The 25,378-nt window shown below is 67.3% G+C and carries 21 protein-coding genes and 1 pseudogene; 12 read left to right on the forward strand and 10 right to left on the reverse strand.

Features of this window, described 5'->3' with window-relative positions; genetic code table 11:
- The 5 genes from DBR10_RS04790 to DBR10_RS04810 all read left to right on the forward strand — a co-directional run.
- A partial coding sequence (locus tag DBR10_RS04790; RefSeq protein ID WP_146184211.1) for a beta strand repeat-containing protein occupies nucleotides 1-2,125 on the forward strand: 2,125 nt, incomplete at its 5' end.
- 501 nt (nucleotides 2,126-2,626) lie between these two features.
- Nucleotides 2,627-3,058 carry a hypothetical protein gene (locus DBR10_RS18875; protein WP_146184210.1) on the forward strand — a complete coding sequence of 144 codons (432 nt, stop codon included), beginning with the start codon at nucleotides 2,627-2,629 and terminating at the stop codon, nucleotides 3,056-3,058.
- Between the two features lie 45 nt (nucleotides 3,059-3,103).
- Nucleotides 3,104-4,387: a TolC family protein gene (locus DBR10_RS04800; protein WP_108506079.1), complete on the forward strand. Its 1,284-nt coding sequence runs from the start codon at nucleotides 3,104-3,106 to the stop codon at nucleotides 4,385-4,387.
- Nucleotides 4,384-5,646 (forward strand): efflux RND transporter periplasmic adaptor subunit, encoded by a 1,263-nt coding sequence (locus DBR10_RS04805; protein WP_108506078.1) that lies wholly within the window; start codon nucleotides 4,384-4,386, stop codon nucleotides 5,644-5,646. The genes DBR10_RS04800 and DBR10_RS04805 overlap by 4 nt, the downstream gene beginning before the upstream one ends.
- A gap of 12 nt (nucleotides 5,647-5,658) precedes the next feature.
- Nucleotides 5,659-8,820 (forward strand): efflux RND transporter permease subunit, encoded by a 3,162-nt coding sequence (locus tag DBR10_RS04810; RefSeq protein WP_108556179.1) that lies wholly within the window; start codon nucleotides 5,659-5,661, stop codon nucleotides 8,818-8,820.
- On the opposite strand, the gene DBR10_RS04815 is transcribed toward DBR10_RS04810, so the two are convergent.
- From DBR10_RS04815 to DBR10_RS04825, 3 genes are read right to left on the reverse strand one after another with little or no spacing between them, the layout of a single operon-like run.
- Entirely contained in the window at nucleotides 8,807-9,922 is a 1,116-nt protein-coding gene (locus DBR10_RS04815) for an HlyD family secretion protein (RefSeq protein ID WP_108506335.1), read from the reverse strand. The genes DBR10_RS04810 and DBR10_RS04815 overlap by 14 nt on opposite strands.
- Nucleotides 9,919-10,152: a PaaI family thioesterase gene (locus DBR10_RS04820; protein WP_233243274.1), complete on the reverse strand. Its 234-nt coding sequence runs from the start codon at nucleotides 10,150-10,152 to the stop codon at nucleotides 9,919-9,921. The genes DBR10_RS04815 and DBR10_RS04820 overlap by 4 nt, the downstream gene beginning before the upstream one ends.
- Nucleotides 10,149-10,742 (reverse strand): TetR/AcrR family transcriptional regulator, encoded by a 594-nt coding sequence (locus DBR10_RS04825; protein WP_108506334.1) that lies wholly within the window; start codon nucleotides 10,740-10,742, stop codon nucleotides 10,149-10,151. The genes DBR10_RS04820 and DBR10_RS04825 overlap by 4 nt, the downstream gene beginning before the upstream one ends.
- Before the next feature lie 66 nt (nucleotides 10,743-10,808).
- Between DBR10_RS04825 and DBR10_RS04830 the strand changes: the two genes are divergently transcribed.
- Nucleotides 10,809-12,416: a DHA2 family efflux MFS transporter permease subunit gene (locus tag DBR10_RS04830; protein WP_108506333.1), complete on the forward strand. Its 1,608-nt coding sequence runs from the start codon at nucleotides 10,809-10,811 to the stop codon at nucleotides 12,414-12,416.
- Nucleotides 12,417-12,516: 100 nt separating this feature from the next.
- Here DBR10_RS04830 and DBR10_RS04835 read toward each other — a convergent pair whose 3' ends face one another.
- Entirely contained in the window at nucleotides 12,517-12,909 is a 393-nt protein-coding gene (locus tag DBR10_RS04835; RefSeq protein WP_108506332.1) for an acyl dehydratase, read from the reverse strand.
- A 121-nt stretch (nucleotides 12,910-13,030) separates the two neighbouring features.
- On the opposite strand from DBR10_RS04835, the gene DBR10_RS04840 reads away from it, so the two are divergent.
- Nucleotides 13,031-15,190 (forward strand): protein-disulfide reductase DsbD family protein, encoded by a 2,160-nt coding sequence (locus DBR10_RS04840; RefSeq protein WP_108506337.1) that lies wholly within the window; start codon nucleotides 13,031-13,033, stop codon nucleotides 15,188-15,190.
- Between the two features lie 3 nt (nucleotides 15,191-15,193).
- On the opposite strand, the gene DBR10_RS04845 is transcribed toward DBR10_RS04840, so the two are convergent.
- Together DBR10_RS04845 and DBR10_RS04850 are read right to left on the reverse strand one after the other, a co-directional pair.
- Nucleotides 15,194-15,943 carry a DUF1353 domain-containing protein gene (locus DBR10_RS04845; RefSeq protein ID WP_177486202.1) on the reverse strand — a complete coding sequence of 250 codons (750 nt, stop codon included), beginning with the start codon at nucleotides 15,941-15,943 and terminating at the stop codon, nucleotides 15,194-15,196.
- Between the two features lie 94 nt (nucleotides 15,944-16,037).
- Nucleotides 16,038-16,517: a hypothetical protein gene (locus DBR10_RS04850; protein ID WP_108506331.1), complete on the reverse strand. Its 480-nt coding sequence runs from the start codon at nucleotides 16,515-16,517 to the stop codon at nucleotides 16,038-16,040.
- A gap of 106 nt (nucleotides 16,518-16,623) precedes the next feature.
- Here DBR10_RS04850 and pgi point away from each other — a divergent pair, with 106 nt between their 5' ends.
- Both pgi and DBR10_RS04860 read left to right on the forward strand, forming a co-directional pair.
- Nucleotides 16,624-18,243, forward strand: coding sequence for a glucose-6-phosphate isomerase (gene pgi, locus DBR10_RS04855; protein ID WP_108506330.1), 1,620 nt, complete (start codon nucleotides 16,624-16,626; stop codon nucleotides 18,241-18,243).
- 71 nt (nucleotides 18,244-18,314) lie between these two features.
- Complete coding sequence (locus DBR10_RS04860; RefSeq protein ID WP_199225309.1) at nucleotides 18,315-19,565, forward strand: UbiH/UbiF/VisC/COQ6 family ubiquinone biosynthesis hydroxylase; 1,251 nt, start codon at nucleotides 18,315-18,317, stop codon at nucleotides 19,563-19,565.
- A 4-nt stretch (nucleotides 19,566-19,569) separates the two neighbouring features.
- Here DBR10_RS04860 and DBR10_RS04865 read toward each other — a convergent pair whose 3' ends face one another.
- The 4 genes from DBR10_RS04865 to DBR10_RS04880 form a co-directional block, all read right to left on the reverse strand.
- A complete protein-coding gene (locus DBR10_RS04865; protein ID WP_108505550.1) occupies nucleotides 19,570-20,394 on the reverse strand; it encodes an acid phosphatase in 825 nt (274 codons plus the stop codon).
- A 62-nt stretch (nucleotides 20,395-20,456) separates the two neighbouring features.
- Nucleotides 20,457-21,506 carry a 1,9-bis(guanidino)-5-aza-nonane synthase gene (locus DBR10_RS04870; protein ID WP_108490377.1) on the reverse strand — a complete coding sequence of 350 codons (1,050 nt, stop codon included), beginning with the start codon at nucleotides 21,504-21,506 and terminating at the stop codon, nucleotides 20,457-20,459.
- A gap of 108 nt (nucleotides 21,507-21,614) precedes the next feature.
- Entirely contained in the window at nucleotides 21,615-21,929 is a 315-nt protein-coding gene (locus DBR10_RS04875; RefSeq protein WP_108505551.1) for a cupin domain-containing protein, read from the reverse strand.
- Nucleotide 21,930: 1 nt separating this feature from the next.
- A complete protein-coding gene (locus DBR10_RS04880) occupies nucleotides 21,931-23,190 on the reverse strand; it encodes a type III PLP-dependent enzyme (RefSeq protein ID WP_108505552.1) in 1,260 nt (419 codons plus the stop codon).
- Between the two features lie 236 nt (nucleotides 23,191-23,426).
- Between DBR10_RS04880 and phnC the strand changes: the two genes are divergently transcribed.
- The 3 genes and pseudogenes from phnC to DBR10_RS04895 form a co-directional block, all read left to right on the forward strand.
- Nucleotides 23,427-24,236, forward strand: coding sequence for a phosphonate ABC transporter ATP-binding protein (gene phnC / locus DBR10_RS04885; protein ID WP_108489963.1), 810 nt, complete (start codon nucleotides 23,427-23,429; stop codon nucleotides 24,234-24,236).
- Nucleotides 24,233-25,240, forward strand: coding sequence for a phosphate/phosphite/phosphonate ABC transporter substrate-binding protein (gene phnD, locus DBR10_RS04890; RefSeq protein ID WP_108505553.1), 1,008 nt, complete (start codon nucleotides 24,233-24,235; stop codon nucleotides 25,238-25,240). The genes phnC and phnD overlap by 4 nt, the downstream gene beginning before the upstream one ends.
- Nucleotides 25,241-25,248: 8 nt before the next feature.
- Nucleotides 25,249-25,378 (forward strand): annotated as a pseudogene (locus DBR10_RS04895) (phosphonate ABC transporter, permease protein PhnE); the annotation flags it as partial.

The raw sequence follows: 25,378 nt of genomic DNA on the forward strand, positions 1-25,378 counted from the left end.
GGCGGGGACTGACGCGCTGTCGAGCATCGAAAACGTGAGTGGCTCGAGCTTTGCCGACAGCCTGACCGGCGATGCCTTGGCCAATCAACTGAGCGGCGGCAACGGGGCTGACACCTTGATCGGTGGCCTTGGCGACGACCTGCTGTCTGGCGGGGCCGGCAATGACCGCCTGCACGTCGCCGTCGCGCTGGATACGGCGCAGGGCGGCGAAGGTGACGACATCATCCAGTATGGCTTTGGCACGGGATCCGACCTGCCCACGATTACCGACACAGTTGTGGACGGCGGCTCCGGCATCGACACGCTGGAGTTTGGCATGGTGACGGCCGCGCTGACGGTCAATCTGAGCGTCAAGAGCAGCTTCCAGTCGATCGGCTTCGGACGCCTGAACCAGGTCGGGATCGAGAACATCTCCGGCGGCACGGCGTCGGACACCTTCACCGGCGACAGCCTGGCCAATGTGCTGGCCGGTCGCGAGGGAGCCGATACCCTGTCCGGCGGCGCGGGCGATGACACCCTGCTGGGCGGCCTCGGCGACGACAGCCTCGACGGTGGCGGCGGCATCGATACGGCTTCCTATGCCGGGGCTTCGGCCGGCGTGACGGTGTCCCTGGCCCTGACCACGGCCCAGACCACCGGTGGCGACGGGATCGATACCCTGCGCTCGATCGAAGTGCTGTTCGGCTCGACCTTCGCCGACAGCCTGACCGGCGCGGCGACTAATGACAGTCTGAACGGTGGCGGCGGGGCGGATACCCTCGACGGCGGCGCAGGCCGCGACACCCTGGTCGGCGGGTCCGGCAACGACCTCTACCGGCTCGACAGCAGCCTGGACGTGATCGTCGAGAGCTTCGGGGCCGGAACCGACACGGCCATCGTGACGGGCTCCTACACCCTGGGGACGGGCGTCTCGATCGAGCGCCTGGAGGCAGTGGCCGGGACCACGGCGCTGAACCTGACCGGCAACGAATATGCCCAGGTCCTGGTCGGAAATGCCGGCATCAACACCCTCGACGGCAAGGCTGGGGCCGACACCATGATCGGCGGAGCGGGCAATGATACCTATCTGGCGGACTCGGCCGCCGACGTGATCACCGAGCTGGCGGGAGAGGGGCTGGATCTGGTCCGGACCACGGCTCCCATCTATCAGCTCGGGGCCAATCTGGAGAACCTGACCTATACCGGTGCGAGTGCCTTCAAGGGCACCGGCAACGCCCTGAACAACGTGATCACCGGCGGCATCGGCGTCGACCAGCTTGACGGCGGAGCCGGGGCCGACCGCCTGATCGGTCTGGCCGGCAATGACACCTATATCGTCGACAATCTCGCTGACGTGGTCGTCGAGGCGGCCGGCGAGGGGCTGGACACGGTCAGGACGGCGATCGCGGCCTATGTCCTCGGCGCGAACGTCGAGAACCTGACCTATACGGGCATCGGCAACTTCCAGGGCTTCGGCAACATCCTGGCCAATGTCATCACAGGCGGTGCCGGCAACGACACCCTGGACGGCAAGGCCGGCGCGGACCGGCTGGTCGGTGGTCTGGGCGACGACACCTACTTCACCGACAGCGTCTCCGACACGGTGGTGGAACTGGCAGGCCAGGGGCAGGACCGCATCCTGACGACGCTCAACAGCGCCAAGGCGGCCGACAATGTCGAGACCCTGCAGTACATCGGCACAGGCAACTTCCAGGGCTACGCCAATACCACCGGTACCTCGATCTTCGGCGCCATCGGTAATGACACCCTGGTCGGTGGTGCGGGATCGGACCTGTTGGCCGGGCAGGGGGGCAATGACCAACTGACCGGAGGCGGCGGGGCGGACCTGTTCTACTTCGACAGCCCGCTGGCCAGCCAGGGCGTGGACCGCATCACCGACTTCCTGTCCGGCGTGGACCATATCCAGCTCCGGGCCAGCACGTTCGGGGTGACGACGATCGCGGATCTGGGCTTTGTGGCCGGTGCCGCGCCGGTGGCGGCCGACAGCCGGCCGACCCTGCTCTACGACATCGCCACCGGAGCCCTGTGGTTCGACGCCACCGGCGGCGACAACAGCGACCAGGTCCAGATCGCCGTGCTGACCGGAAGACCCGCACTGACCCTTGGGGATGTGTTCGTGGCCTAGGTGTTTGACCTGATGGAACCGCCTGAAGGGCCCGCTGCAGCGCCGGTCCTCCGGGCGAGCCACCCCAATCGGCTCCAAGGTGATCCCGCAGATGAACGGGCCGCCGGCAAGCTTGCCAACGTCTCCCGGGCCGCCACTAGAGCCCTTTCCGACCTGATGGCTTCATCAGGGTCGGGCGAAAAGGGCTCTAAATCAGAAGTTTAGAGCATTTTTCGATCCGATAACCGTTTCACACTTATCGGAAAATGCTCTAGGGGCGAAAGCACCTTTCGATACCTCCGCATCGAGATCCGCAACGCCCTGGTGGTGTCCGAGCAGATCGGGCTTTGGGGCGCGTCACACCTGCTGATCGTCCAGGTGATCGGACTGACAAGCCTGCTGCGCGATCCTGAGGTCGTGGTGACGCATTGATCTACGGGCAGCTTGAGACGAATATGAGGCACGCGCGACTCTGGCGAGGGACCCCTGCTTCAGCATCTGAACAGTCGGCTTGGGAAAAACGTGACGGCTCTGGCCGTCATGCTGCTCGCCATGCTGGTCGTTCAGGCCCCGGTCGCCATGGTGGACCGGGCCTTGCACGCCAACGGTCAAACCCATGCCGCCAATGCCTTTGCAGGCCCGCTTGCCGCCGATCTGGCCGATCACGATCACGATCATGACCAGGGCCATCCGGTGGTCGAGGACCATCACAAAGGCGACATGGCGGACATGGTTTCGCTGACCGAAGAGGGCGATCGCGATCCGTCACCCTCGCAAGGCTCGCACCATCACCATGATGGCCCCTCTCTTTTGGGTCTTGTGACCTCCATGTCCGTTGCAAGCCCATGGATTGGCTCCGCCATACCCTGGCCTGGACGAAACACGTCGTTGGACAGCGCTGAGCCGTCCCCGCAGAAACGCCCTCCCAAAAGCGTCCTCGAACACGTCGCCTGACCGACGCGGCCCTTGGCCGCGCCTGCTTCCGTTCGAGAGAAATCCATGTCCCGTCCTATCCACGGTCGCCTCGCGCGATCATGGCTGCTCGCGTCGGCTTTCGCCGTCGCGCTGCCGCTCACCGCCTTGCCTCAGGCGACACAAGCTCAATCCCTTGCCCTGAACGAGGCGCTCGCCCGAGCTGCCCAAGCCGACCCCTCCCGGCCAGCGGTCGAGGCTCGCTTGAAGGCCGCCGATGCCGGTGCCCGGCAGGCCGAGGTTCGCGTCAATCCTGTCATCGGCGTCGAGCTCGAAGACCTGACCGGAACCGGTCCCTATTCCCTCGTCGATCGCGCCCAGGCCACCGTCTACTACCAGCAGAGCCTGGAACGCGGCGGCAAGCGCGAGGCTCGAACCGCTTTGGCGCGAACCGAGATCGATCTTGTCCGCCTGCGCCATCAGACCAGGGTGCTGGACCTATTGCAGGAGGTGGAGCTGGCCTGGGTCGAAGCCCTGGCGGCCGAGGCCCAGGTTCGCCTTGCGCAAAACCGCCTGGACATCGCCGAGCGCGCCCAGGGCGAAGTCGATCGCCGCGTGAAGGTGGCACGTGACCCGCTGTTCGCCGGCGCACGCGCTGATACCCAGGTCGCCGAGGCCAGGATCGTCCTGTCACAAGCGAAGATGTCGGCTGACACCGCCCGGCGGACCTTGGCCGGCTACTGGAACGGTGGCGGTGATGTCCAGATCGATCCCGCTCTATTGGACGACACCTCCGCCGCCCAGGACGTGGCCGGAGAGGCTTCGCCGGTGGACCTGGCGCTGCTTGACGCCGAGCGGCAGACTGCAACCGCCAGGGTACGCCTGGAAGAAGCCAAGGCCGTTCAGGACCCGACCTGGCGCGCCGGCCTTCGCTATCTGAATGATGGCCGCGACATGGCGGTCGTGGTCGGCGGCTCGATCCCGCTCGCCCGCTACGACACCAATCGTGGTGCCATTGAGCGCGCCCAGGCCGAACGCACGGCCGCCGACGCCGATCTGCTGAGCGGCAAGGTCCTGCGCGAGCGGCAGATCGCCAGGCTTCAGGCCGCCCTGACCGCACGGGCCAGTGAGGCCCGTCGCATCGAGTCCGAGGTACTGCCTGCCGCCGAACGGACCGTTGCCCTCGTGCGCGAGGGCTTCAATCGCGGCGGCTTCACCTATCTCGACGTCATCGAGGCCCAAAAGGTCCTGATCGATGCGCGAAGCCGACGCCTTGAAGCTCTCAAGGCCTTCCATACCGACCGCGCCCTGCTGGCCCGCCTGACCGGCCGCCACGCGGCCCTCATTCCTGCTTCGGAGACTGTCCGATGAGCCGCCTCTACACCCGGCGCGCGTCCGTGCGCCTTGTCCTGCTGATGGCCGGGAGCCTGATGCTTTCTTCGTGCAGCGAGGGCGGCAAGTCTGCCGCCGGGACCGAAGGCCATTCCGCCGGGACCGGTGACTATGAGCGAGGGCCCCATCGTGGCCGCATGCTGCGTGCCGGAGATCTGGCGATCGAGATCACCATCTTCGAGGACGGGGTCGAGCCGGAGTTCCATGTCTATGCCTATCGCAAGGACAAGCCGCTCGATCCGCGTCAGGTGCAGTTGACGGTCGAACTGACCCGCCTGGGCGGTAGGGTCGATCGGTTCAGCTTCACGCCGCAGGAGGACTATCTGCGCGGTGCAGGCGTGGTGACGGAACCTCACTCGTTCGACGTCAGGGTCAGCGTCAATCAGGGCGGGCAAAATCACCAATGGGCCTACCCGTCCTACGAGGGCCGCACGACGATCAGCGCTGAGGCCGCCAAGGCAGGCGGCGTAAAGACCGAAACTGCCGGATCGGCCGATGTCGCCGAGCTGGTCGATATGGCGGGGCGCGTTGAGATCACGCCGGAGGGCAAGAGCGAGGTCCGCGCCTGGTATCCCGGACGGGTCATGAGCCTTCGGGGCGAGCTGGGGACCCAGGTCCGCAAGGGCCAACTGCTGGCGCGCGTGGAGTCCAGCGAGAGCCTGCAGACCTATTCGATCCACGCGCCAATCAGTGGGATCATCGTTGAGAAGAACCTCAATGTCGGCGATGTCGCCGGTGAGCGTGCCATCTTCGTGATCGCAGATCCGACCAGGTTGCACGCCGAGTTCTTCGTCTATCCACGTGACGCCGAGAAGGTTCGGGTCAGCCAACCGGTCGAGGTGCGCAGCCTGTCGGGCGACACCCGGCTTTTGGCGCGGGTCGAGGCGGTTCTCCCGACCGCCGACCTGGCCAGTCAGACCCTGATGGCCCACGTCCATCTGCCGGAGGGTTCAGCCGCGTTCAGGCCCGGCATGGGTGTCGAGGGATCTTTCCAGGTCGCGTCCAGCCGAGTTCCGCTCGCCGTTCGCACCAAGGCCCTGCAGCGCTTCCGCGACTTCACCGTCGTCTTCGCCAAGGTGGGCGATACCTACGAGGTGCGGATGCTGGAGCTGGGTCGCCAGACGCCCGAATGGACCGAGGTCCTGGGCGGGCTTGAGCCCGGAACCGAATATGTCTCCGACGGCGCCTTCCTGATCCGCGCGGACATCGAAAAGTCCGGCGCGAGCCACGACCACTAGGGGGCGCGCGACATGCTTGACCGTATCATCGCGCTGTCGATCCGCTTTCGCTGGATCGTCCTGGCGCTCGTTATCATCTCGTCGATTGTCGGCGTCTGGAGCTTCCAGCGCCTGCCGATCGACGCCACCCCCGACATCACCAACGTACAGGTGCAGATCAACACAGAGGCTCCAGGCTTCTCGCCCCTGGAGGCCGAGCAACGCATTACCTTCCCGATCGAGACGGCCATCGCCGGGCTGCCGGGGCTGGAATACACCCGCTCTGTATCGCGCTATGGCCTCAGCCAGGTCACCGTCGTTTTCAGGGACGGGACCGACATCTATTTTGCGCGGCAACTGGTCAATGAACGGCTGCAGGCTGCCCGCGCACAATTGCCGACCAGCCTGACGCCCGAGCTCGGCCCGATCTCAACAGGCCTGGGCGAGATCTTCATGTACACGGTCGAGGCCAAGCCGGGTGCACGCCGTCCCGACGGCAAGGCCTATACGCCGGAAGACCTGCGAACCCTGCAGGACTGGGTGATCCGGCCGCAGCTGCGCAACACGCCTGGCGTCACCGAGGTCAACACCATCGGCGGCTTCGAGCGGCAGTATCACGTCACGCCCCTGCCAGAGCGGTTGTCGGCCTATGGGCTAACGATGGCCGATGTCACCGACGCCCTGGCCACCAACAACAGCAATGTCGGGGCCGGCTATATCGAGCGCTATGGTGAGCAGTATCTCGTTCGCGTTCCTGGCCAGGCGAGCGGTGTTGAGGACCTCCGTGGGACCATCATCACCAATCGCGGCGGCGCGCCGATCCGCATCAGCGACGTCGCCGATGTCGGGCTGGGCGAAGAACTGCGCACGGGGGCTGCTACTGAGAACGGTCAGGAGGTCGTGCTCGGTACAGTCTTCATGCTGGTCGGCGAAAACAGCCGTACCGTGGCGCAAGCGGCAGCAGCCCGGCTGGAGCAGGCTGCCAAGGCCTTGCCACCGGGCGTGGTCGCTGCACCCGTCTATGACCGCACCGAACTGGTCGATCGCGCCATTGCCACGGTCGAGAAGAACCTGGTCGAAGGCGCGCTGCTGGTGATTGTCGTCCTGTTCCTGCTGCTCGGTAACATCCGGGCTGCGCTGATCACGGCGGCGATCATCCCGTTCTCCATGCTGATGACCATTACCGGCATGGTGCAGAGCCGGGTGTCGGGCAATCTGATGAGCTTGGGGGCGCTGGACTTTGGCCTGATCGTCGATGGCGCGGTGATTATCGTCGAGAACTGCCTGAGGCGTTTCGGCGAGGCCCAACATCGTCTGGGGCGCCTGCTCAGCAGGGACGAGCGCTTTGCCCTGACCGCCTCCGCAACCGGCGAAGTGATCAAGCCGTCGCTGTTTGGCGTGCTGATCATCACGCTCGTCTATGTACCGATCTTCGCCCTGTCCGGCGTCGAGGGAAAGATGTTCCACCCGATGGCCATCACGGTGGTCATTGCCCTGACCGCAGCCCTGGTCCTGTCCCTGACCTTCGTCCCCGCCGCGGTGGCAACCTTCGTCACTGGCAAGGTCGAAGAGAAGGAAAGCCGCGTCATGCGTGGTGCGCGCCGCCTCTACGAGCCGGCCTTGGCTATGGCCCTGCGTCTGCGCGTCGTGTTCGTGGCCGGTGCCGTCCTCCTCGTGGTGATCGCAGGCTTCGCCGCCAGCCGTATGGGCTCCGAGTTCGTACCCAATCTCGATGAGGGCGACATCGCCATGCACGCCCTGCGCATTCCGGGCACCAGCCTGTCGCAGGCCATCCTGATGCAGACGGCCCTGGAGGCACGGATCAAGCAGATCCCCGAGGTTGATCGCGTGGTGGCCAAGATCGGCACCGCCGAGGTCGCTACCGATCCCATGCCACCCAGCGTGGCCGACACCTTCATTATGCTGAAGGACCGCAAGGACTGGCCTGATCCACGCAAACCCAAGACCCAACTGGTCGCGGAGCTTCAGGCCGCCGTCGCGACCATTCCTGGCAACAACTACGAGTTCACCCAGCCGATCCAGATGCGGTTCAACGAACTGTTGTCGGGCGTTCGCGCTGACGTCGCCGTCAAGGTCTTCGGCGACGACCTCGAGCAACTGCTCGGCATCGGCGAAAGCGTCGGGGCCGTAGTCGAGGGTATCGAGGGGGCCCAGGATGTTGGCGTCGAACAGGTCACCGGCCTGCCGGTCCTGCAGATCACGCCGGACCGCGCCGCCCTGGCGCGCCTTGGGCTAAACGTGCAGGACCTGCAGGAGGTCGTCGCTACCTCGATTGGCGGCGCGGTTGTGGGCCAGGTTTTCGAGGACGATCGGCGTTTTGACGTCGTGGTCCGTCTGCCCGAGGCGATCCGGGGCGATGTCGACGGCATCGGTCGTCTTCGCGTTCCGCTTCCGTCGGCCTCTGATGGGTCGCGTGGCTTCGTGCCACTGCAGGACGTGGCCAAGGTCGAGACGGTGATCGGCCCCAACCAGATCAGCCGCGAGGATGGCAAGCGCCGGGTCGTGGTCACCGCAAATGTGCGGGGCCGGGACCTGGGTTCCTTTGTCGCCGAGGTGCAACACAAGGTCGGCGCCGAGGTCGAGATTCCGACAGGCTACTGGATCAGCTATGGCGGCACGTTCGAACAGCTGATCTCGGCGGCGAAACGGCTTCAGCTCGTCGTGCCTGCCGCCCTGCTGCTGATCTTCGGTCTGCTGTTCGCTCTCTTCAGGTCTGTGAAGGACGCTGCCATCGTGTTCTCCGGCGTGCCCCTGGCCTTGACCGGCGGGGTCGCTGCGTTGCTGCTGCGCGGGCTGCCGCTGTCGATCTCGGCAGGGATCGGCTTCATCGCCCTGTCAGGTGTGGCCGTGCTCAACGGCGTGGTCATGGTCAGCGTCATCCGCAGCCTGCTGGCCGAAGGCCGGTCACTGGACGAGGCGATCTCTGAGGGGGCCCTGACACGGCTGCGGCCGGTGCTGATGACGGCTCTGGTCGCCAGCCTGGGCTTTGTGCCGATGGCGTTCAATGTCGGGGCAGGGGCGGAGGTTCAGCGGCCGCTGGCGACCGTGGTGATCGGCGGGATCCTGTCCTCGACCCTGCTGACCCTGCTGGTCCTGCCAGCTCTTTACCGGCTTGCAGGGGGCGCACCGAACGCCCCCGGATCGATCAGGAAGGCCCGGGTCAGTCTTGGGTGACCCGGACCTTCACCATTGTCGAAAGTCCGGGTCGCAGACGCTCCAGTCCCGGCTGGCCGGGCGTCAGGCGGATTCGGACCGGAACGCGTTGCACGATCTTGGTGAAGTTGCCCGTTCCGGGTTCGAACGGCAGGAGGGAGAATTGCGAGCCCGATCCCGGCGCGAAGCTCTCGACCACGCCTTTCAGGGGGCGTCCTTCAAGAGCATCGACCTTGATCGTCGCCGTCTGCCCGATGGTCATGCGTGAGACCTGGGTCTCCTTGAAGTTGGCCACCACATAGAGCGCCCGCAGGGGCACGAGGGTCAGCAGCCGGGTCCCGGGCTGGACATAGTCGCCGGGTTCCGCCTGCCGGTCGCCGACGACGCCGTCGATCGGAGCCCGGATCAGGGTGTGGGCCTGATCCTGACGTGCCAGGTCATAGGCCGCCTGGGCGCTGGCGACTCCGGCTTCGGCCTGGGCGAGGCTGGCCGACAGCGCCGCGCGTTTGGCTCCGGTCATCGCCGACTGGTTGCGGCTTACGTCGTACTGGGCGCGGACTCTTTCGGCTTCCGACTGGGCGGTGACGGCCGCCGCGCGATAGGCCTCGACGTCGCGGCGCGCGACCGCACCGCTGGAGGCCAGGGCGTCGAAGCGGTCCCGATCGGCCTGGGCCCGAAGGTTTTGCGCGTCGGCCGAGCGTATCGAGGTCTGCGCTGCGCGGATGTTGGAGGCGGCCAGCTGTTGCTCGGTTTCCAGGGTGACGAACGCAGCCTTTGCGGCCGCAACACTGGCCTGGGCCTGCTGCAGATTGGCCGCTGCGGCGGCAACCCGGGCATCGAACTCTTCGGACTCTATGCGCACCAGGGGGTCACCCCGCCGGACCGCCTGGTTGTGCTGGACGAGGACCTCGGACACCAAACCACGCACCTTGGGCGCAACCGTCGAACTGTCGGCCTGGATATAGGCCGCGTCGGTCGAAACGACAGACTTGGGCGCGCTCAGAAAGAGCCCGCCGGCGACGGCGACCGCGATGGCGGCCGCCACCGTAACCGCCGTGCGGGTGGAAAAAGGCAGGCCCTTTCGGGTCTGGACTGCGGTTTCGGGCGCCGGGGTCACGGTCATCGCTCGAACACCAGCAGGGTCGCGGCATAGCCGCCGTGCACCGTACCGATCGGATTATAGGCATGATGCCCCGGCGTTCCGGCGAACACGGCGGTGCCGTCGTCCGCCTCAATGAACGTGAAGTCCAGGCTGTCGCCGATCGGCGGGGGGCCACCCGCAGCAATCATTGCTTTCAGCTGCTCCAGTCCGGTCGCTCCGGGCGCAAGACGGTCGGCAAGGGTCAGGGTCATGGGTTTGTATCCAGGCCGAGGCGGCGTTTCAGGGCGGCGCGGGAGTGCGCCAGGAGCGCGTCCGAACGGGTCGGATCGGGCTCGGCGCGGGCCAGGGCCAGGGCACCGACCAGTTCCGACAGCATGGAGGCAGCGGTCTCCTCCGCGCCGGGGGTGCCGAGCTCATCCAGCGCCGAGGCCAGCCGGGTGGTCAGTCCCGCAACGCCCTGGGCGAAGCGCTCGCGCGACGGCTGGGGCAGGCGTGGCGCGTCGGCAGACAGGAAGGGCAGGGGGCAACCTGTGGTGCGGGTGTCGCGGTGGGCTTGCGACAGATAGAAGTCGATATAGTCCGCGAGGCCCTGCTGCCGGGGTTTGCCGTCCAGCGCCCTGTCGAGCCGCATGCGACCTTCGGCAAACATCTGGCCGATGGCGGCGGCGACAAAGTCTTCCTTGGACTCGAAGTGGGCATAGAAGCCGCCATGGGTGAGGCCCGCCCGGGCCATGACCGCCGCGACCCCGATCCTGTGTGGCCCTTCGACACGGATCGCCTTGGCCCCTTCGATCAAAACCCGCTCGCGAGTCTTCTGCTTGTGTTCGGCATCGTAGCGCACGGGCTAGCGGTCTCCTTTGGTATGATGCATATAATATTATGATGATCATGCCATCAAGGGGGCGATATGCCAGACACGGCCCAGCGCGCGCCGGCGATGACGGCGAGAGCGCCCATCGATCCGCTGGCCCTGCCCGATCGCGTCAAGTTCCTGATCTTCGGGATCATGGCCTTTGGCCAGTTCATGGCCCTGATCGACATCCAGATCGTTGCGGCCTCGCTGAACGATGTGCAGGCCGGACTCTCGGCCGGGCCTGACGAGATCAGCTGGGTGCAGACCGGCTATCTGATGGCGGAACTGGTCATGATCCCGTTTGCGGCCTTTCTGGCCCAGGCCCTGTCGACCCGCTGGCTCTTCGCCCTGTCCGCAGGTCTGTTCACGCTGTCCAGCGCCCTTTGCGGCATGGCCTGGGACATCGACTCGATGATCGCCTTCCGGGTCCTGCAGGGCTTCGTCGGCGGCGCCATGGTGCCCACGGTTTTTGCAACAGGCTTTTCGATGTTCGCCGGACCCCAGCGGGCGATGATCCCGGCCATTCTGGGCATGGTGTCGGTTCTGGCCCCGACCCTGGGCCCGACGGTCGGCGGCTGGCTGACCGATGCGATCGGATGGCGCTCGATCTTCTACATCAACATCGTCCCGGGCGCGCTGGTCACGGTCGCGGCGATCGCCGTCATCCGGGTTGATCGTCCGAAGCTGTCGATGCTCAAGACCATCGACTACTCCCACCTAGTGGCCATGGCCGTCTTCCTGGGCGGTCTCGAATATGTGCTGGAGGAGGGGCCGCGCCACCAGTGGTTTGAGGATCCGGCCATTGCGACGGCCGGCTGGCTGTCGTTCGTGGCCTTCCTGCTGTTCCTGGAGCGCTCGTTCAACTCCGGCGGGCCGGTGGTGAAACTGTCCCCGTTCCGCAGGCCGACCTTTGTCTTTGCCTGCGTCTTCAACCTGGTGATCGGCTTTGGCCTTTATGCATCGACCTATCTGATCCCGGTCTTCCTGGGCCGGGTACGCGGCTACAACAGCCTCGAGATCGGTACGACGGTGTTCGTCACCGGTATTGCCCAGATCCTGTCGACGGTCATCGCGGCGCGGCTGTCGCAGCGGGTCGATCCGCGGATCGTCATCACCTTCGGCCTGTCGCTTTTTGCCACCAGCCTGTTCCTGACGTCGCACCTGACGCCCGAATGGGGGTTCCATGCGCTGCTGTGGCCGCAGGTCCTGCGGGGTTTTGCGATCATGCTGTGCATCGTGCCCAGTGTGGGACTGGCGCTGTCGGGCTTCGGCATGACGGAGCTTCGCTACGCTTCGGGCCTGTTCAATCTGATGCGCAATCTCGGCGGCGCGATCGGGATCGCCGTGGTCAACACCTGGCTGGGCGACAACACCCGCGTTCACGTGGCTCGTCTGGGCGAGAGCCTCGGCGCGGCCGGTCGCAACGCGCCTGAACTCCTGGCGGGCCTCGCGACGAGGATCGGCGAGATCACGCCCGACAGGGCCCATGCCGCGCTGATCGCCCAGGCCGAACTGGGCCGGGTTGTCGGCCGGGCCGCCATGACCCTGGCCTTCAACGACGTCTTCCGACTGATGTCCTGGATCTTCCTCGCGGCCCTGATCCTGGTCCCGCTCTGCCGCCCGCCGGAGCTCAATGCCCCGCCGCCGGCGGAGGCTCACTGAGCGGAGCGCGGTGGTCTGGTCGGCTGATCTCCCTGCAGGATGACCCGGCCTGGAGGGCGGCGGGGCTTCGGTTCCGCCGCCTTTTCTGTCGGGTGAAAGTCTACCGCGCGAAGATGCTGCGGGTCAGGCACGAGAAGACCAGCCGGCCCGCCTCGTCGAGCAGGTCGTGCTGGGCGATGACGATGCCCTTGCCTTCGCCGACCGGGTCCTTGCCCATCACCGTCATGCGGCCGCGCAGCAGTTCGCCGGCCGGTGGATTGCGCATCCAGCGCAGGGCATCGACACCCAGCCGCTTGGTCTGGGGCCAGACGGCGCTCGACTCGCTGTCCAGTCGCGACCAGATCGCAAAGACCATGGCGTCGGGCGCGCCGTTCTCGACCGGCCAGGCCGGTGTAAAGGCGGCGATGAAGGCCTCCAGCGACTTGCTGTCGACGACCCGGGTTCCCAGGGTCACGACCTGACCAATCTCGATCTCGTCAAAGGCGGCGGGCATGGGAATCTCACACGGAAAGGGTCTGCGACTGTCCATGGTCGCTCGGTGCTTGTCGAGAGCGCGCGTCCGGGCCATGTGTCGAACCGTAACTTTGGTCCCGTCCCTGCCCGAGCACGCCCCGATGTTGATCCGACGAGTTCTCGCGACCCTGCAGGGCGTGCTGCTGGCAGCCCTGGTCGGCACCGCCGTCCAGGCCGGCCCGGTCAAGACCGGCCATCTGGAGGCTGAACTGGTCGCCCAGGATGCCGCCGCCGTCCCGGGCTCGACGATCTATGTGGCCCTGCGCCAGAAGATCCAGCCGGGCTGGCACACCTACTGGCGCAATCCGGGCGATGCCGGCGACCCCACCCGCATCGTCTGGACCCTGCCCGGGGGCTGGAGCGCCGGCGAGATCGTCTGGCCGACGCCGGAAAAGAGCCGGGTCGGGCCGCTGCTCGACTACGCCTATACGGGCGAGGTGCTGTTGCCCGTGCCGATCAGCGTCCCGGCCGATGCCAAACCGGGCTCGACCGTCACCCTCAAGGCGGCTGCGGCGTTTCTGGTCTGCGAACAGGTCTGCGTGCCGGAGGACGCGGTCGTCACCCTGGACCTGCCGATCGTGGCCGGAATGCCCTCGCCCGATCCCAAATGGGGCCAGGCGGTCACCGAGACTCTCGCCAGGGCCCCCAAGCCGGCGGGCCTGAAGGCGGTATTCAGGCTCGAGGGCGGAGTCCTGAAACTGGCCGTCACCGGCGCGCCCCTGAAGGGGGCCGACATGGCCGGGGCCTATTTCTATCCCTATTCGGGCAAGGTCATCGAGCATCCGGCCGAGCAGGCCATCGAGCGCGGGGCCGAGGGCCTGACCCTCAGCCTGGCTCCCGGCTATGACTTTACCGCCGGGACACCACCGGCCGAACTGGCCGGCGTCCTGGCGCTGCCGGGCGGGGCCTATGAGGTCACGGCGACCGCCGGTGAACCGCCGGCCACGGCCCGGGGGCTGGGCCCGCCGCCCGCCGCCAAGGGCACTGCCGGTGCGGCCCCCATCGGCCTTGCCGCCGCCCTGCTGTTTGCATTCCTCGGCGGGCTGATCCTCAACCTGATGCCCTGCGTCTTCCCGGTCCTGTCGATGAAGGCCGCCAGCCTCGCCGGCCATGCCCATGACGCCGGCAAGACCCGTCTGCAGGGCCTGGCCTTCCTGGCCGGCGTGGTCGTCACCTTCCTGGCCCTGGCCGGGCTGCTGATCGCCGTGCGGGCCGGCGGCGCCGCCGTGGGCTGGGGCTTCCAGCTGCAGTCGCCGCTCGTCGTCGGGGCCCTGGCCCTGCTGATGCTGCTGGTCGCCCTGAACATGTCGGGCGTTTTTGAGTTCGGGACCTCGGTCCAGGGCGTCGGGGCCGGGGCCTCGTCCCGGGACGGCGCGGCAGGAGCCTTCTTCACCGGAGCCCTGGCCGTCGTGGTGGCCGCGCCCTGTACCGCGCCGTTCATGGCCGGGGCCCTGGGCTTTGCCCTGACCCAGCCGCCGCTAGTGTCGCTGGCGGTGTTCCTGGCGCTGGCGCTGGGCTTTGCCGCACCGTTCGTGCTGCTGGCCTTCGCGCCTGCCCTGCTCAAGCGCCTGCCGCGCCCGGGGCCGTGGATGGACCTGCTGAAGAAGGGCCTGGCCTTCCCGATGTACGGCACGGCCGCCTGGCTGGTCTGGGTGTTCAGCCAGCAGACCGGTTCGATCGCCCTCGGCGAGATCCTGGGGGCCGCCGTCCTGCTCGCCTTCGCGGCCTGGCTCTATGGCCACGTTCAGGGGCGCTGGCTGACGGGCAAGCCGGCTCCGGTCGCGACGGTGGTGGCGGTCCTGGCGCTCACCGGGGCCATCGGCCTTGTCCTGCTGTCGCTGCAGGCCCCTGCGCCGGTCCCTGCGGCGGCGTCGGCCTCGATGACGGTGCCGGCCACGCCGACCGGTCCGGGCCTCGCCTCCGAGCCCTGGTCGCCGGAAAAGCTGGCCGCCCTGCGGGCCGAGGGCCGACCGGTGCTGGTCGACTTCACCGCCGCATGGTGCGTGACCTGCCAGGTCAACGAGAAGGTGGCGATGTCAGGGGCCGCCGTGGCCCAGACCTTCAGAGACCGCAACGCCGTGTTGCTACGCGCCGACTGGACCAATCGCGACGCCACCATCGCCGCGGCCCTGGCCGAGCATGGACGGGCCGGCGTGCCGCTGTATCTGGTCTATCCAGCCAAGGGCGGCGAGCCGGTCATCCTGCCGCAATTGCTGACCGAAGGCATGGTGATCGAGGCGATCGAGAAGGCGGCGCAGTAACGCCTACTTCTTCTTCTTGCCGTCACCCGGCCAGGGCAGCTTGTCCTTGATCTCGTCCAGCGGGGTCTTGGTCACCACTACGGGCGGCGGGACATAAACGCTCGGCGCCTTGATCGGATAGGCGCGCCAGCCGGTCTGGATCAGGGCTCCGAAGCCCTGGCACCGGGGCATCACCCGCACCGCCCCGGTGCGCGGCTTGGCAAACGGCGGCGGCTGGCGAACCTCCTGCCGCTTCGGGTCGATGAATAGCCAGTCGCCCGGCAGGCCATAGCCCTTCTCGCCGCCGGTGCGCACAGCCTGATAGGCGATATTGGCCTGGAAGCTGGGCACGCCGTAGCGCAGCATGGCCCGCAGGAAGATGGCGTCGGCCTCCTCGCGCTTGCCCGGTTCGCCGATGGCATAGAGCCAGTCATGGATGATGGCGGCGCGGGCGGTCGGGCCCTGCGGATCGATGAAGCTCTGGCCGTACCATGGGACGCTGGCGAAGTCGGTGACGTACCAGCGGGGCACGACGACGACCTTGCCGGTCTCGACGTCGCAATAGGGGAACTCGGCGTCGAGCGTGAACAGCTTGCGCCCGGCCTTGGTCTGGTTGAACAGCACCACCGGCTGGGGCGTGAGAGAGCTCGGCGGGGTCGGGGCGACGACCGGAATATAGACCGTCTCATGGGTGCTGGTCGTGCAACCGGCCAGGACCACGGTCAGGGCCAGGGCGGCAGAGGCGGGAAGCAGGGTCGACGAGCGCGGGGCCATGGTCTCGCAGGGGCTGGGACGAGGATGCCGGCAGCTATAGCAAGATTTGGGGCAGGGTGATGGCCTTATGCTCAAGCTTGATGGTCGCCGCGCCTCAGGCGGGCGGAGTCGGCGGCGCGGTGATCACCTCGACATTGTCATTGAGCAGATAGACCATGTCGCGCAGGGCCAGGTCCTGGGCCTTGATGGTCGTGGCCGCCTGCATGGCCGCCAGCTTGTCGGGCAGGTCCTGACTGATGCCGCGCAGGATGCATTTGAGGTCATCGACCGCGCCGCGCTCCTTCAGGGTGAGGTGGCCCTTCATGTCGAGGGCCGACAGCTCGCCGATCCGGACTTCGAAGCCGGCGAGGTCCTTCAGCGGCATGGCCGGGGCGGCGGGATCGGCGGCCAGAGCCTTGCGATAGGCTTCGGTCTGGGCCTTCAGCTGCGTCGCGCGGCGGACGATGTCGGCAAACAGGGGCTCGGCCGCGACCGAGGCCGGCGCGGTGGCGGCCGGCGGCGCGGCCTGCAGGGGCGCGCTGCTGCCCGAAGCGAGCCAGAGCATGGCGGAAACGGCGACGGCACTGCAGGACATGACATTCTCCCCGCAACAACGTCATTGGTCTTCATGACGCTGCGGTATCCGTTTGGTAAGCCCCTGCGGGTAAACGCCGATTTACCAAGACCGGAAGGACGCTCGCATGGCCGACATCGAAACCGCCTGGACCCGCCTGGAAGCCGCCGCAAAGGCCGCCGGCGAAAAGCGCATCGTCGAGCTGTTCGACGCCGAGCCCGGACGGCTCGAGGCGCTGACCCTCGATGTCGCCGGTCTGCACCTGGATCTCTCCAAACAGGCCTGGGACGAGGCCGGTCTGGAAGCGGCCCTGGACCTGGCCCATGCGGCCGATGTCGAAGGGGCCCGGGCCCGGATGTTCGGCGGCGAGGCGATCAACAGCTCCGAAGGCCGGGCCGTGCTGCACACCGCCCTGCGCGCTGCGGCCGACGCTGATTTCAAGGCTGCCGGCGTGCCGGTGATGGCTGAGGTCGAGACCGTCCGTCAGCGGATGAAGTCCTTCAGCGAGGCGGTCCGCTCCGGCGCGATTACCGGGGCCACCGGAAAGCCGTTCAGGGCCATCCTGCACATCGGCATCGGCGGCAGCGATCTGGGGCCCCGCCTGCTGTGGGACGCCCTGCGGCCGGTGAAGCCCGAGATCGACCTGCGCTTCGTGGCCAATGTCGACGGGGCCGAGTTCGCCCTGACCACGGCCGACATGGATCCGGAAGAGACCCTGGTCATCGTCGTCTCCAAGACCTTCACCACCCAGGAGACCCTGTCCAACGCCACCGCGGCCCGCGCCTGGCTGGTCGAGGCCCTTGGTGAGGCCGGAGCCAACCAGCACCTGGCCGCCATCTCGACGGCGCTGGACAAGACCGCCGCCTTCGGCGTCGCCGACGACCGCGTGTTCGGCTTCTGGGACTGGGTGGGCGGTCGCTATTCGCTGTGGTCGTCAGTCAGCCTGTCGGTGGCCGTGGCCTGCGGCTGGGACGCCTTCCAGGGCTTCCTCGACGGCGGCGCAGCCATGGACGAGCACTTCCGCACCGCGTCGCTGGAGAAGAACGCCCCGGTGCTGGTGGCCCTGGCCCAGATCTTCAACCGCAACGGCCTGGACCGCCGCGCCCGCTCGGTGGTGCCCTATTCGCACCGCCTGCGCCGTCTGGCCTCGTTCCTCCAGCAGCTGGAGATGGAGAGCAACGGCAAGTCGGTCGGACCCGACGGCCGGCCGGCCAAACGCGGCACCGCCACGGTGGTGTTCGGCGACGAGGGCACCAATGTCCAGCACGCCTATTTCCAGTGCATGCACCAGGGCACCGAGATCACGCCGATGGAGCTGATCGGCCTTTCGAAATCCGACGAGGGTCCGGCCGGCATGCACGAGAAGCTGCTGTCCAACCTCCTGGCCCAGGCCGAGGCCTTCATGGTCGGCCGGACCACCGAGGATGTGGTGGCCGAGCTGACGGCCAAGGGCGTGTCCGAAGCCGAGATCGCCACCCTGGCCCCGCAGCGCACCTTCGCCGGCAACCGGCCGTCGACCCTGCTGCTGCTGGAATGCCTGACGCCGCAGACCTTCGGGGCCCTGATCGCCCTCTATGAGCACAAGACCTTCGTCGAGGGCGTGATCTGGGGCATCAACAGCTTCGACCAGTGGGGCGTGGAACTGGGCAAGGTGATGGCCGGTCGTATCCTGCCCGAGCTGGAGAGCGGGGCCGTGGGCACCCACGACCCCTCGACCAGCGCGCTGATCGGGCGACTGAAGGTCTAGGGTTCAAGGGCGGGTCATCGAATTGATGACCCGCTCTGGACACCCCCGCGCCTGCGGCCCATATCCGGGGCATGCGCACGCACGACGCCGATGTGATCATCGCGGGAGCCGGCATGGCCGGTTCGACCCTGGCCCTGGCCCTGGCTTCCGGCGGCCTGCGGCCGCTGCTGGTCGACCCCCAGCCGTTCGAGGCCCAACTGGCCCCGACCTTTGACGGCCGGTCGTCGGCCATCGCCTATTCCTCGTTTCGGCAGTGGCGCACGATCGGAGCCGGCGAGGCGCTTGAGCCCCATGCCCAGCGCATCGAGCAGATCCTGGTCACCGACGGCCGCACGCCCAGCGCCAGCGCGCGCGGCGCGTCGCCCGCCTTCCTGCGCTTTGACTCCAGCGAGATCGCCGACCGTTCGTACGGCGAGCCTCTGGGCTATCTGATCGAGAACCGCCAGATCCGCGCGGCGCTGTCGCAGGCCGTGACCGACAAGGCCATTCCGGTCATCGCGCCGATGGCGGCGACCAATCTGGCGGTTGATGCCACGGGCGCGCGCCTGACCCTGGCCGACGGCCGGGTGCTGTCGGCTCCCCTGGCCGTCAGCGCCGAGGGCCGGGGTTCGACCCTGCGCAAGGCCGCAGGCGTCGGCGAGATCGGCTGGGGCTATGGCCAGAGCGGTGTGGTGGCCACCGTGAAGATGGAGCGCCCGCACGAGGGCGTGGCCCACGAATACTTCCTGCCCAGCGGCCCGTTCGCCATCCTGCCCCTGACCGACAACCGCGCGAGCCTCGTCTGGACCGAAAGCACGGAGCGGGCCGAGGCGCTGCGCGGCGCCCGGCCCGAGGCCTTCCACGCCCATCTGATGCGGCGGTTCGGGGAGTTCCTCGGCACGGTCGAGATCGTCGGACCGATCTTTGTCTATCCGCTGTCGCTGCAACTGGCCGAGCGGCTGGTCGCGCCGCGCCTCGCTTTGATCGGCGACGCCGCCCACGGCGTGCACCCGATCGCCGGCCAGGGCCTCAATCTCGGTCTCAAGGATGCGGCGGCCCTGGCGGAGGTGCTGGTCGAGGCCCTGCGCGGCGGCGAGGACATCGGCAGCGAGGCGGTGCTCGAGCGCTATGCCCGCTGGCGGCGCTTCGACACCGTGACCAATGCCCTGGCCTTTGACGGCTTTGTGCGCCTGTTCTCGAACGACAACCCCATCCTGCGCGCGGCACGCGGCGTGGGCCTGGCGGTGGTTAACCGCATCGCCCCGGCCCGGCGCTTCTTCATGCACGAGGCCGGCGGCGCGGTCGGCGACCTGCCCCGGCTGCTGCGGGGGCAGGCGCTCTGAAGACCTAGAACGGCCGCTGGGCGACCAGGGCGGCCTCGGCCTCGCAGCGGGCCTTGTCCGGAGCCGGACCGGCGGCGCGGGCGGCCTCCAGTTCAGCGCGGGCGGCGGCCAGGTCGGCCTGGAAGGCCGCATCGGCCTTCAGCGCTTCCACCAGCCCCTCGGCATTGATCCGGCCGCCCTCGACCGCCGTGACCGTGTGCACGCCGCAGACCACCCGGCTTTCGCCGAAGGTGCGGGCGCGGGCCAGGATGGCGTCGGCATGGGCAGGATCCAGCTCGGCCAGGATCAGACCCACCGTCCAGCCCCAGCTGGCATGGCCTGACGGATAGTCCGGGCTGGCGGCCAGCAGTGGCGAGCGCATCAGGCAGATCTCGCCCGGCTGTGACAGATAGGGCCGCTTGGTCGCGAAATGGTCCTTGGCCCGGTCGACCCCGGGGCGCAGGTCCTGGCTGGCCCGGCGCAGCAGGGCCGTCAGGCGCGGCGTCGACTTCGGGCCGGTCGATACGCCGACCGAGCAGGCGAAGGCCTCGCCGATCTTGCCGGCGTCATCGTCCTCGCGGGCCAGGGTCCAGCGCGGCGTCCCCTCCAGCTTGCGGGTCTCCAGAAACACCCGCCGGTTCTCGAGATCGGCCGCCGAGCCCGGCGCGGGCGGTCCGGCCAGTCGCTTCAGGGGGTCATAGGTCCCCGGGGCCAGATAGGCGCCGCGCGGGGCCTCGTCGCGGGCCCCGGCGCTGCGCGGCGCGGCCAGGGTCAGGCCACCGGCCACAACGGCCAGAACCAGAAGGCCGGACGCGGCCCGGAGGCGGCTCCGGAAAGCGGCGCTGCGCATGAAAAAGGTCCCCCGAACGATTGTTCGGAGGACCCTGCATTTTCACAACCGGTCGATCAAGCCTACTTGCCGAACAGCTTGTTCCAGCGCGGACGCTCGCGGCCCTTCCAGGCTTCGCGGTGATAGGCGTCGCTGGCGATCAGCGGCACCACGGTGGTGGCTTCGGCGAAGACCATCTGCTCGTGGGTGGTGTTGACCTTGCCCCACGAGGCGGCTTCTTTCAGCGTCGACGACGAGCAGGCCCCGTCGCGCACGTCGGCCACGGTGATCTGGATGGCGTACTTGTGCATGTCGGCTTCGACGCCGAGGATCTCGGCGCAGACCACGGTGTCCTGGGCGAAGTTCTTGGGAACGCCGCCGCCCACCATGAACAGGCCCGTCGTGCCGGCCGCGATCTTGATGTCGGTCAGTTCGCGGAAGTCCGCGACGGCGTCGATCATCAGATAGGGCTTGCCGAGCGCGATCTGCTCCTTCTGGTGCTTGACCAGACCGAAGCCGGCCGAGCTGTCGACGAAGGCCGGGCAGAAGATCGGCACGCCCTGCTCATAGGCGGTCTGGATCAGCGAGCCGGGCTTCTTGGCATTGCCCTCGGAGAGCCACTTGCCCATTTCCCAGATGAACTCGCGGCTGGAATAGGCGCGGGGCTCCAGGGCGTTGCAGATCTCCAGGATCGTGTGATCGCAGTTCTGGAGTTCTTCCTCGTCGATATAGGTGTCGTAGATGCGGTCGATATAGTTGTCGCGCAGCACGTTGTCGTCGACCGGGCCGGCGGCCTGATAGTGCTTGAAGCCCAGGGCCTCGAAGAAATCCATGTCGACGATCGAGGCGCCGGTGGCGACCACGGCGTCGATCATGCCGTTCTGCACCATGTCGCGATAGACGTGCATGCAGCCGCCGGCCGAGGTGGAGCCGGCCAGGATCAGCCACGGCGAGCAGCCCTTGTCTTCCAGCGCCATGTTGAAGATGTCGGCGGCGCGAGCGGTGTCGCGGCTCGAGAACGACATCTTGCGCATCGCGTCGATGATCGGACGCGCGTCAAAGGACGTGATGTCGATGTGCTCGACGACGTTCTGGAGGAGTTCGGCCTTGGTGTTCGGAACGGGTGCGTTCATCTCGCGGGTTTCCCTTTGGTTTGAGCGCCCGTCGGAGGAACCCCGCAGCCGGGACGGAGCGACCGGTCGGCGGGAGCGGGACAGATTGACTGTCCCGCGAATGGGATATCAGACGCTGCCCCGGCGTTCGACCACCAGGATGCGGGCCTCTCCGAGCGGATGGGCGACATGTTCGTCACCCGGTTCCGCGAAGCAGGCGTCGCCAGCGTCCAGTCTTTCGACGCGTTCAGCGCCGTCGAGTCTCCAATGCATATCCACCGTTCCCGACAGAACGATGAACACCTCGGGGCCGTCATTGACGTGCCAGCGATAGGGCTGGTCGGTCCAGTGCAGCCGCACGGTGGTGTCATCCACCGCGCCGATGTCCAGCGCGCCCCAGGCCCGGTCGGCCCGGAACGTGCTGAGGCCCGTCACAAACTTCATCCTAGCGGCGGCGCTTGCGCTTTCCGGCCGCACCCTTCGGACGCGAGAACCGGACGACCTTGCGTTCTTCCGATTCCGGCTTGTGGGTCGGGATCGAGCGCTTGGCCAGGCCGTACATCGAAGCCATTGGAGCGTCCTGCACCTCGACGGTGTCGGTTTCCCCGAAGCCGTTGAAGCGGGTCGTCATGGCCACGCCATAGGCGCCCAGCATGCCGATCTCGATATAGTCGCCCTCGTCCACGCTTTCCGGCAGGTAGAACGGGCCGGGCATGTGGTCGACGCTGTCGCAGGTCGGGCCGTAGAAGCGGAAAGGCTTGAGGCCTTCCTCGACGACGTCGCCGTTCTTGCGCAGCAGCTTCACCGGGAAGGGCCACTTCATGTGCGCCGCATCGAACAGCGAGCCGTACGAGCCGTCGTTCAGATAGAGCGCGTCGCCCTTCTTCAGCTCGACCTTGACCAGCAGGGACGAGGCCTCGGCCACCAGGGCCCGGCCGGGTTCGCACCACAGCTCGGTCGTCTCGTGGACCATCATCTCGGCAAAGCCGCGGTCGATGGCGGCCAGGTACTCGGACATGTCCGGGGGCACCATGCCGGGATAGACCGAAGGGAAGCCGCCGCCGACGTCGACGACATCGGCCAGCACGCCGGCCCGCACGAGAGCCCGCGAGGCCTGGGCCATCGCCGCCTGGTAGGCGGTGGGGCGCATGCACTGGCTGCCGACGTGGAACGAGACGCCCATCAGGTCCTGGGTGGCGCGACGGGCGGCCAGCAGCAGGGCCGGGGCATTGTGCGGCTCGACGCCGAACTTGCCCGACAGGCTGTAGGCCGCGCCCTCGGCCTGGACGCCCATGCGGACGATCAGGTTGAGGTCCTTGGCGTTGCCGGTCGCGTCGAGGATCTTGGCCAGTTCCTCATGGGTGTCGAACGAGAAGGTCCGGACGCCATGATCGAAATAGGCCGAGGAGATCGCCACGCGGCTTTTGACCGGGTGCATGAACGCCATGCGCGAACCCGGGGCGTGTTCGGCCACGAGCTCGACTTCGTTCAGTGATGCGACGTCGAACGACCGCACGCCGGCCTGGACCAGCTCACGGATCACCCATGGCGAAGGATTGGCCTTCACCGCGTAAAAGACATCGCCTTTAAATTCAGCCTGGAACCAGCGCGCCGCTACCGACACCGCGTCCGGTCGCACGAGTGCGACAGGACGTTCCGGTGACCGCTCACGGACCAGGTCCAGGGGTTCATGGTACGTGTGCAATTCACGTAGACCCCTGCAGAAGTTAAACCCAGCCGGCGTTAGCAGCGCTTATGAGGACTTCGGGTCCGCCGGAGCCGAGCGAAATAGGGCCATCGTCCCGCGATGTAAAGTCCCTTTTCGTCCCGGACTTCGCGACGATTTCGTCCACCGATTGTCACAAATACATTGCGAAGCGCGGCCAAAGCGGAGAACGGATTTTACACCGTCCGAAACCACGCTAAGGATTCGCCCCGACCATGACGTCGGACCCAGTTCTCTCGATCCGCGCCGCCTCCAAAACCTTCGGGTCGAGGCGAGCCCTGGATGCCGTTTCGCTCGACGTGGGTCGTGGCGAGATGATCGCGCTCATCGGTCCTTCGGGCTCGGGAAAATCCACCCTGCTGCGCTCGATCGACGGCCTTCAGACCATCGATGACGGCGACAAGGGCGAGGAGGGCGGCGTCATCACCGCCTTCGGCGGACCCGTCCAGGCGCGCGGCAAGGTCAGTGACCAGGTGCGCAAGGCGCGCATCCGCATCGGTTTCATCGCCCAGCAGTTCAATCTCGTCGGGCGGCTGTCGCTGTTCAGCAATGTGGCCCTGGGCTCGCTGGGACGCATCCCGTTCCTGCAGGGTCTGCTGGGGGCCTGGCCCGAGGAAACCCGACTGGCCGCCATGGCCGCCCTGCACCGCGTGGGCGTCGCCGAATATGCCGCCCAGCGCGCCAACACCCTGTCGGGTGGTCAGCAGCAGCGCGGCGCCATCGCCCGGGCCCTGGTCCAGAAGGCCAAGATCATCCTCGCCGACGAGCCGGTTGCCTCGCTCGATCCGGTCTCGGCCCGCAAGGTCATGGACATCCTGCGCGACCTGAACCAGACCGACGGTCTGACGGTGGTCGTCACCCTGCACCAGGTCGACTACGCCCTGCGCTACTGCGACCGGGTCGTGGCCCTGAAGGCCGGCAAGAAAGTCTATGACGGTCCCGCATCCGGCCTGAAACGCGAACAACTCATCGACATCTACGGCCCGGAATTCGAGGACGTATTCTGGGAAGGAGCTCCGCAATGATCCGCCGCAGCCTGTTCATCGCCGCCGCCGCCACTCTGGCCCTCTCCGCCTGCGGCCAGAAGCCCGCCGCGCCCGCCAAGGACACGGTGACCTTCTCGATCCTCTCGACCGAGTCGGCCCAGAACATGGAGGGCTACTGGACCCCGATCCTGGCCGACATGGAAAAGCAGACCGGCCTGAAGGTGAAGCCGTTCTTCTCGTCCAACTATTCGTCGCTGATCGTGGCCATGGGTGCGGGGCAGACGGATCTGGGCTGGTTCTCGAACCAGTCAGGCCTGGAAGCCGTGCGCCGCTCGGGCGGCGAGGTCTTTGCCCGCACCTTCGATCCGTCGGGCACCGACGGCTACAAGTCGGTGATCATCGTGCCGGCCGGCAGCAAGCTGACCCTTGAAGACCTGCTCAAGTGCGACAAGAGCCTGAACTTCGGGATCGGCGACAAGAAGTCGACCTCGGGCACCCTGGCCCCGATGACCTATGTGTTCATCCCGGCCGGCAAGAAGCCCGAGACCTGCTTCAAGACCGTGCTCTCCGCCAACCACCAGGCCAACCTGTTCGCCGTGGCCAACGGCAAGCTCGACGCGGCCACCAACAACACGACCGCCATCAACCTCAGCACTGCGCGCGGCGAGGCCGAGGCCGCCAAGGTCAAGGTGATCTGGCAATCGCCGACCCTGCCCGAAGACCCGATCGTCTGGCGCAAGGATCTCGATCCGGCCGTGAAGGAAAAGCTGCGCCAGTTCTTCCTGACCTATGCCCAGGGCGACACCCCGGCGGCTGTCCAGCAGCGGGCCAATCTCAAGAAGCTGAGCATCGGTGGCTTCAAGCCCGCCGATGACACCCACCTGCTGGTGGTGCGCGAGATGGAGGCCCTCGAGCAGTTCGGTCTGGCCCGCGAGTCGGGCGATGCGGCCAAGATCGCCGAGACCCAGAAGGTCCTGGAAGGCGTCAAGGCCGAGCGTCTGGCCGCCGAGGGCAAGGCCGGCGTCGCCGCGCCGGCCAACTGAGCCCTGTCATGACTGACGTGACCATCCCGGCGCCGCCGAAGCGTCCGGCTTCGGCCCTGGCCTTCGACGTCCTGCTGTGGGGCGGCCTTCTGGCCGTCCTGGTGATCAGCTTCCGCCCGGCCGAGATCGACAAGTTCC

Source organism: Caulobacter sp. HMWF025 (assembly GCF_003060965.1).
Lineage (GTDB): Bacteria > Pseudomonadota > Alphaproteobacteria > Caulobacterales > Caulobacteraceae > Caulobacter.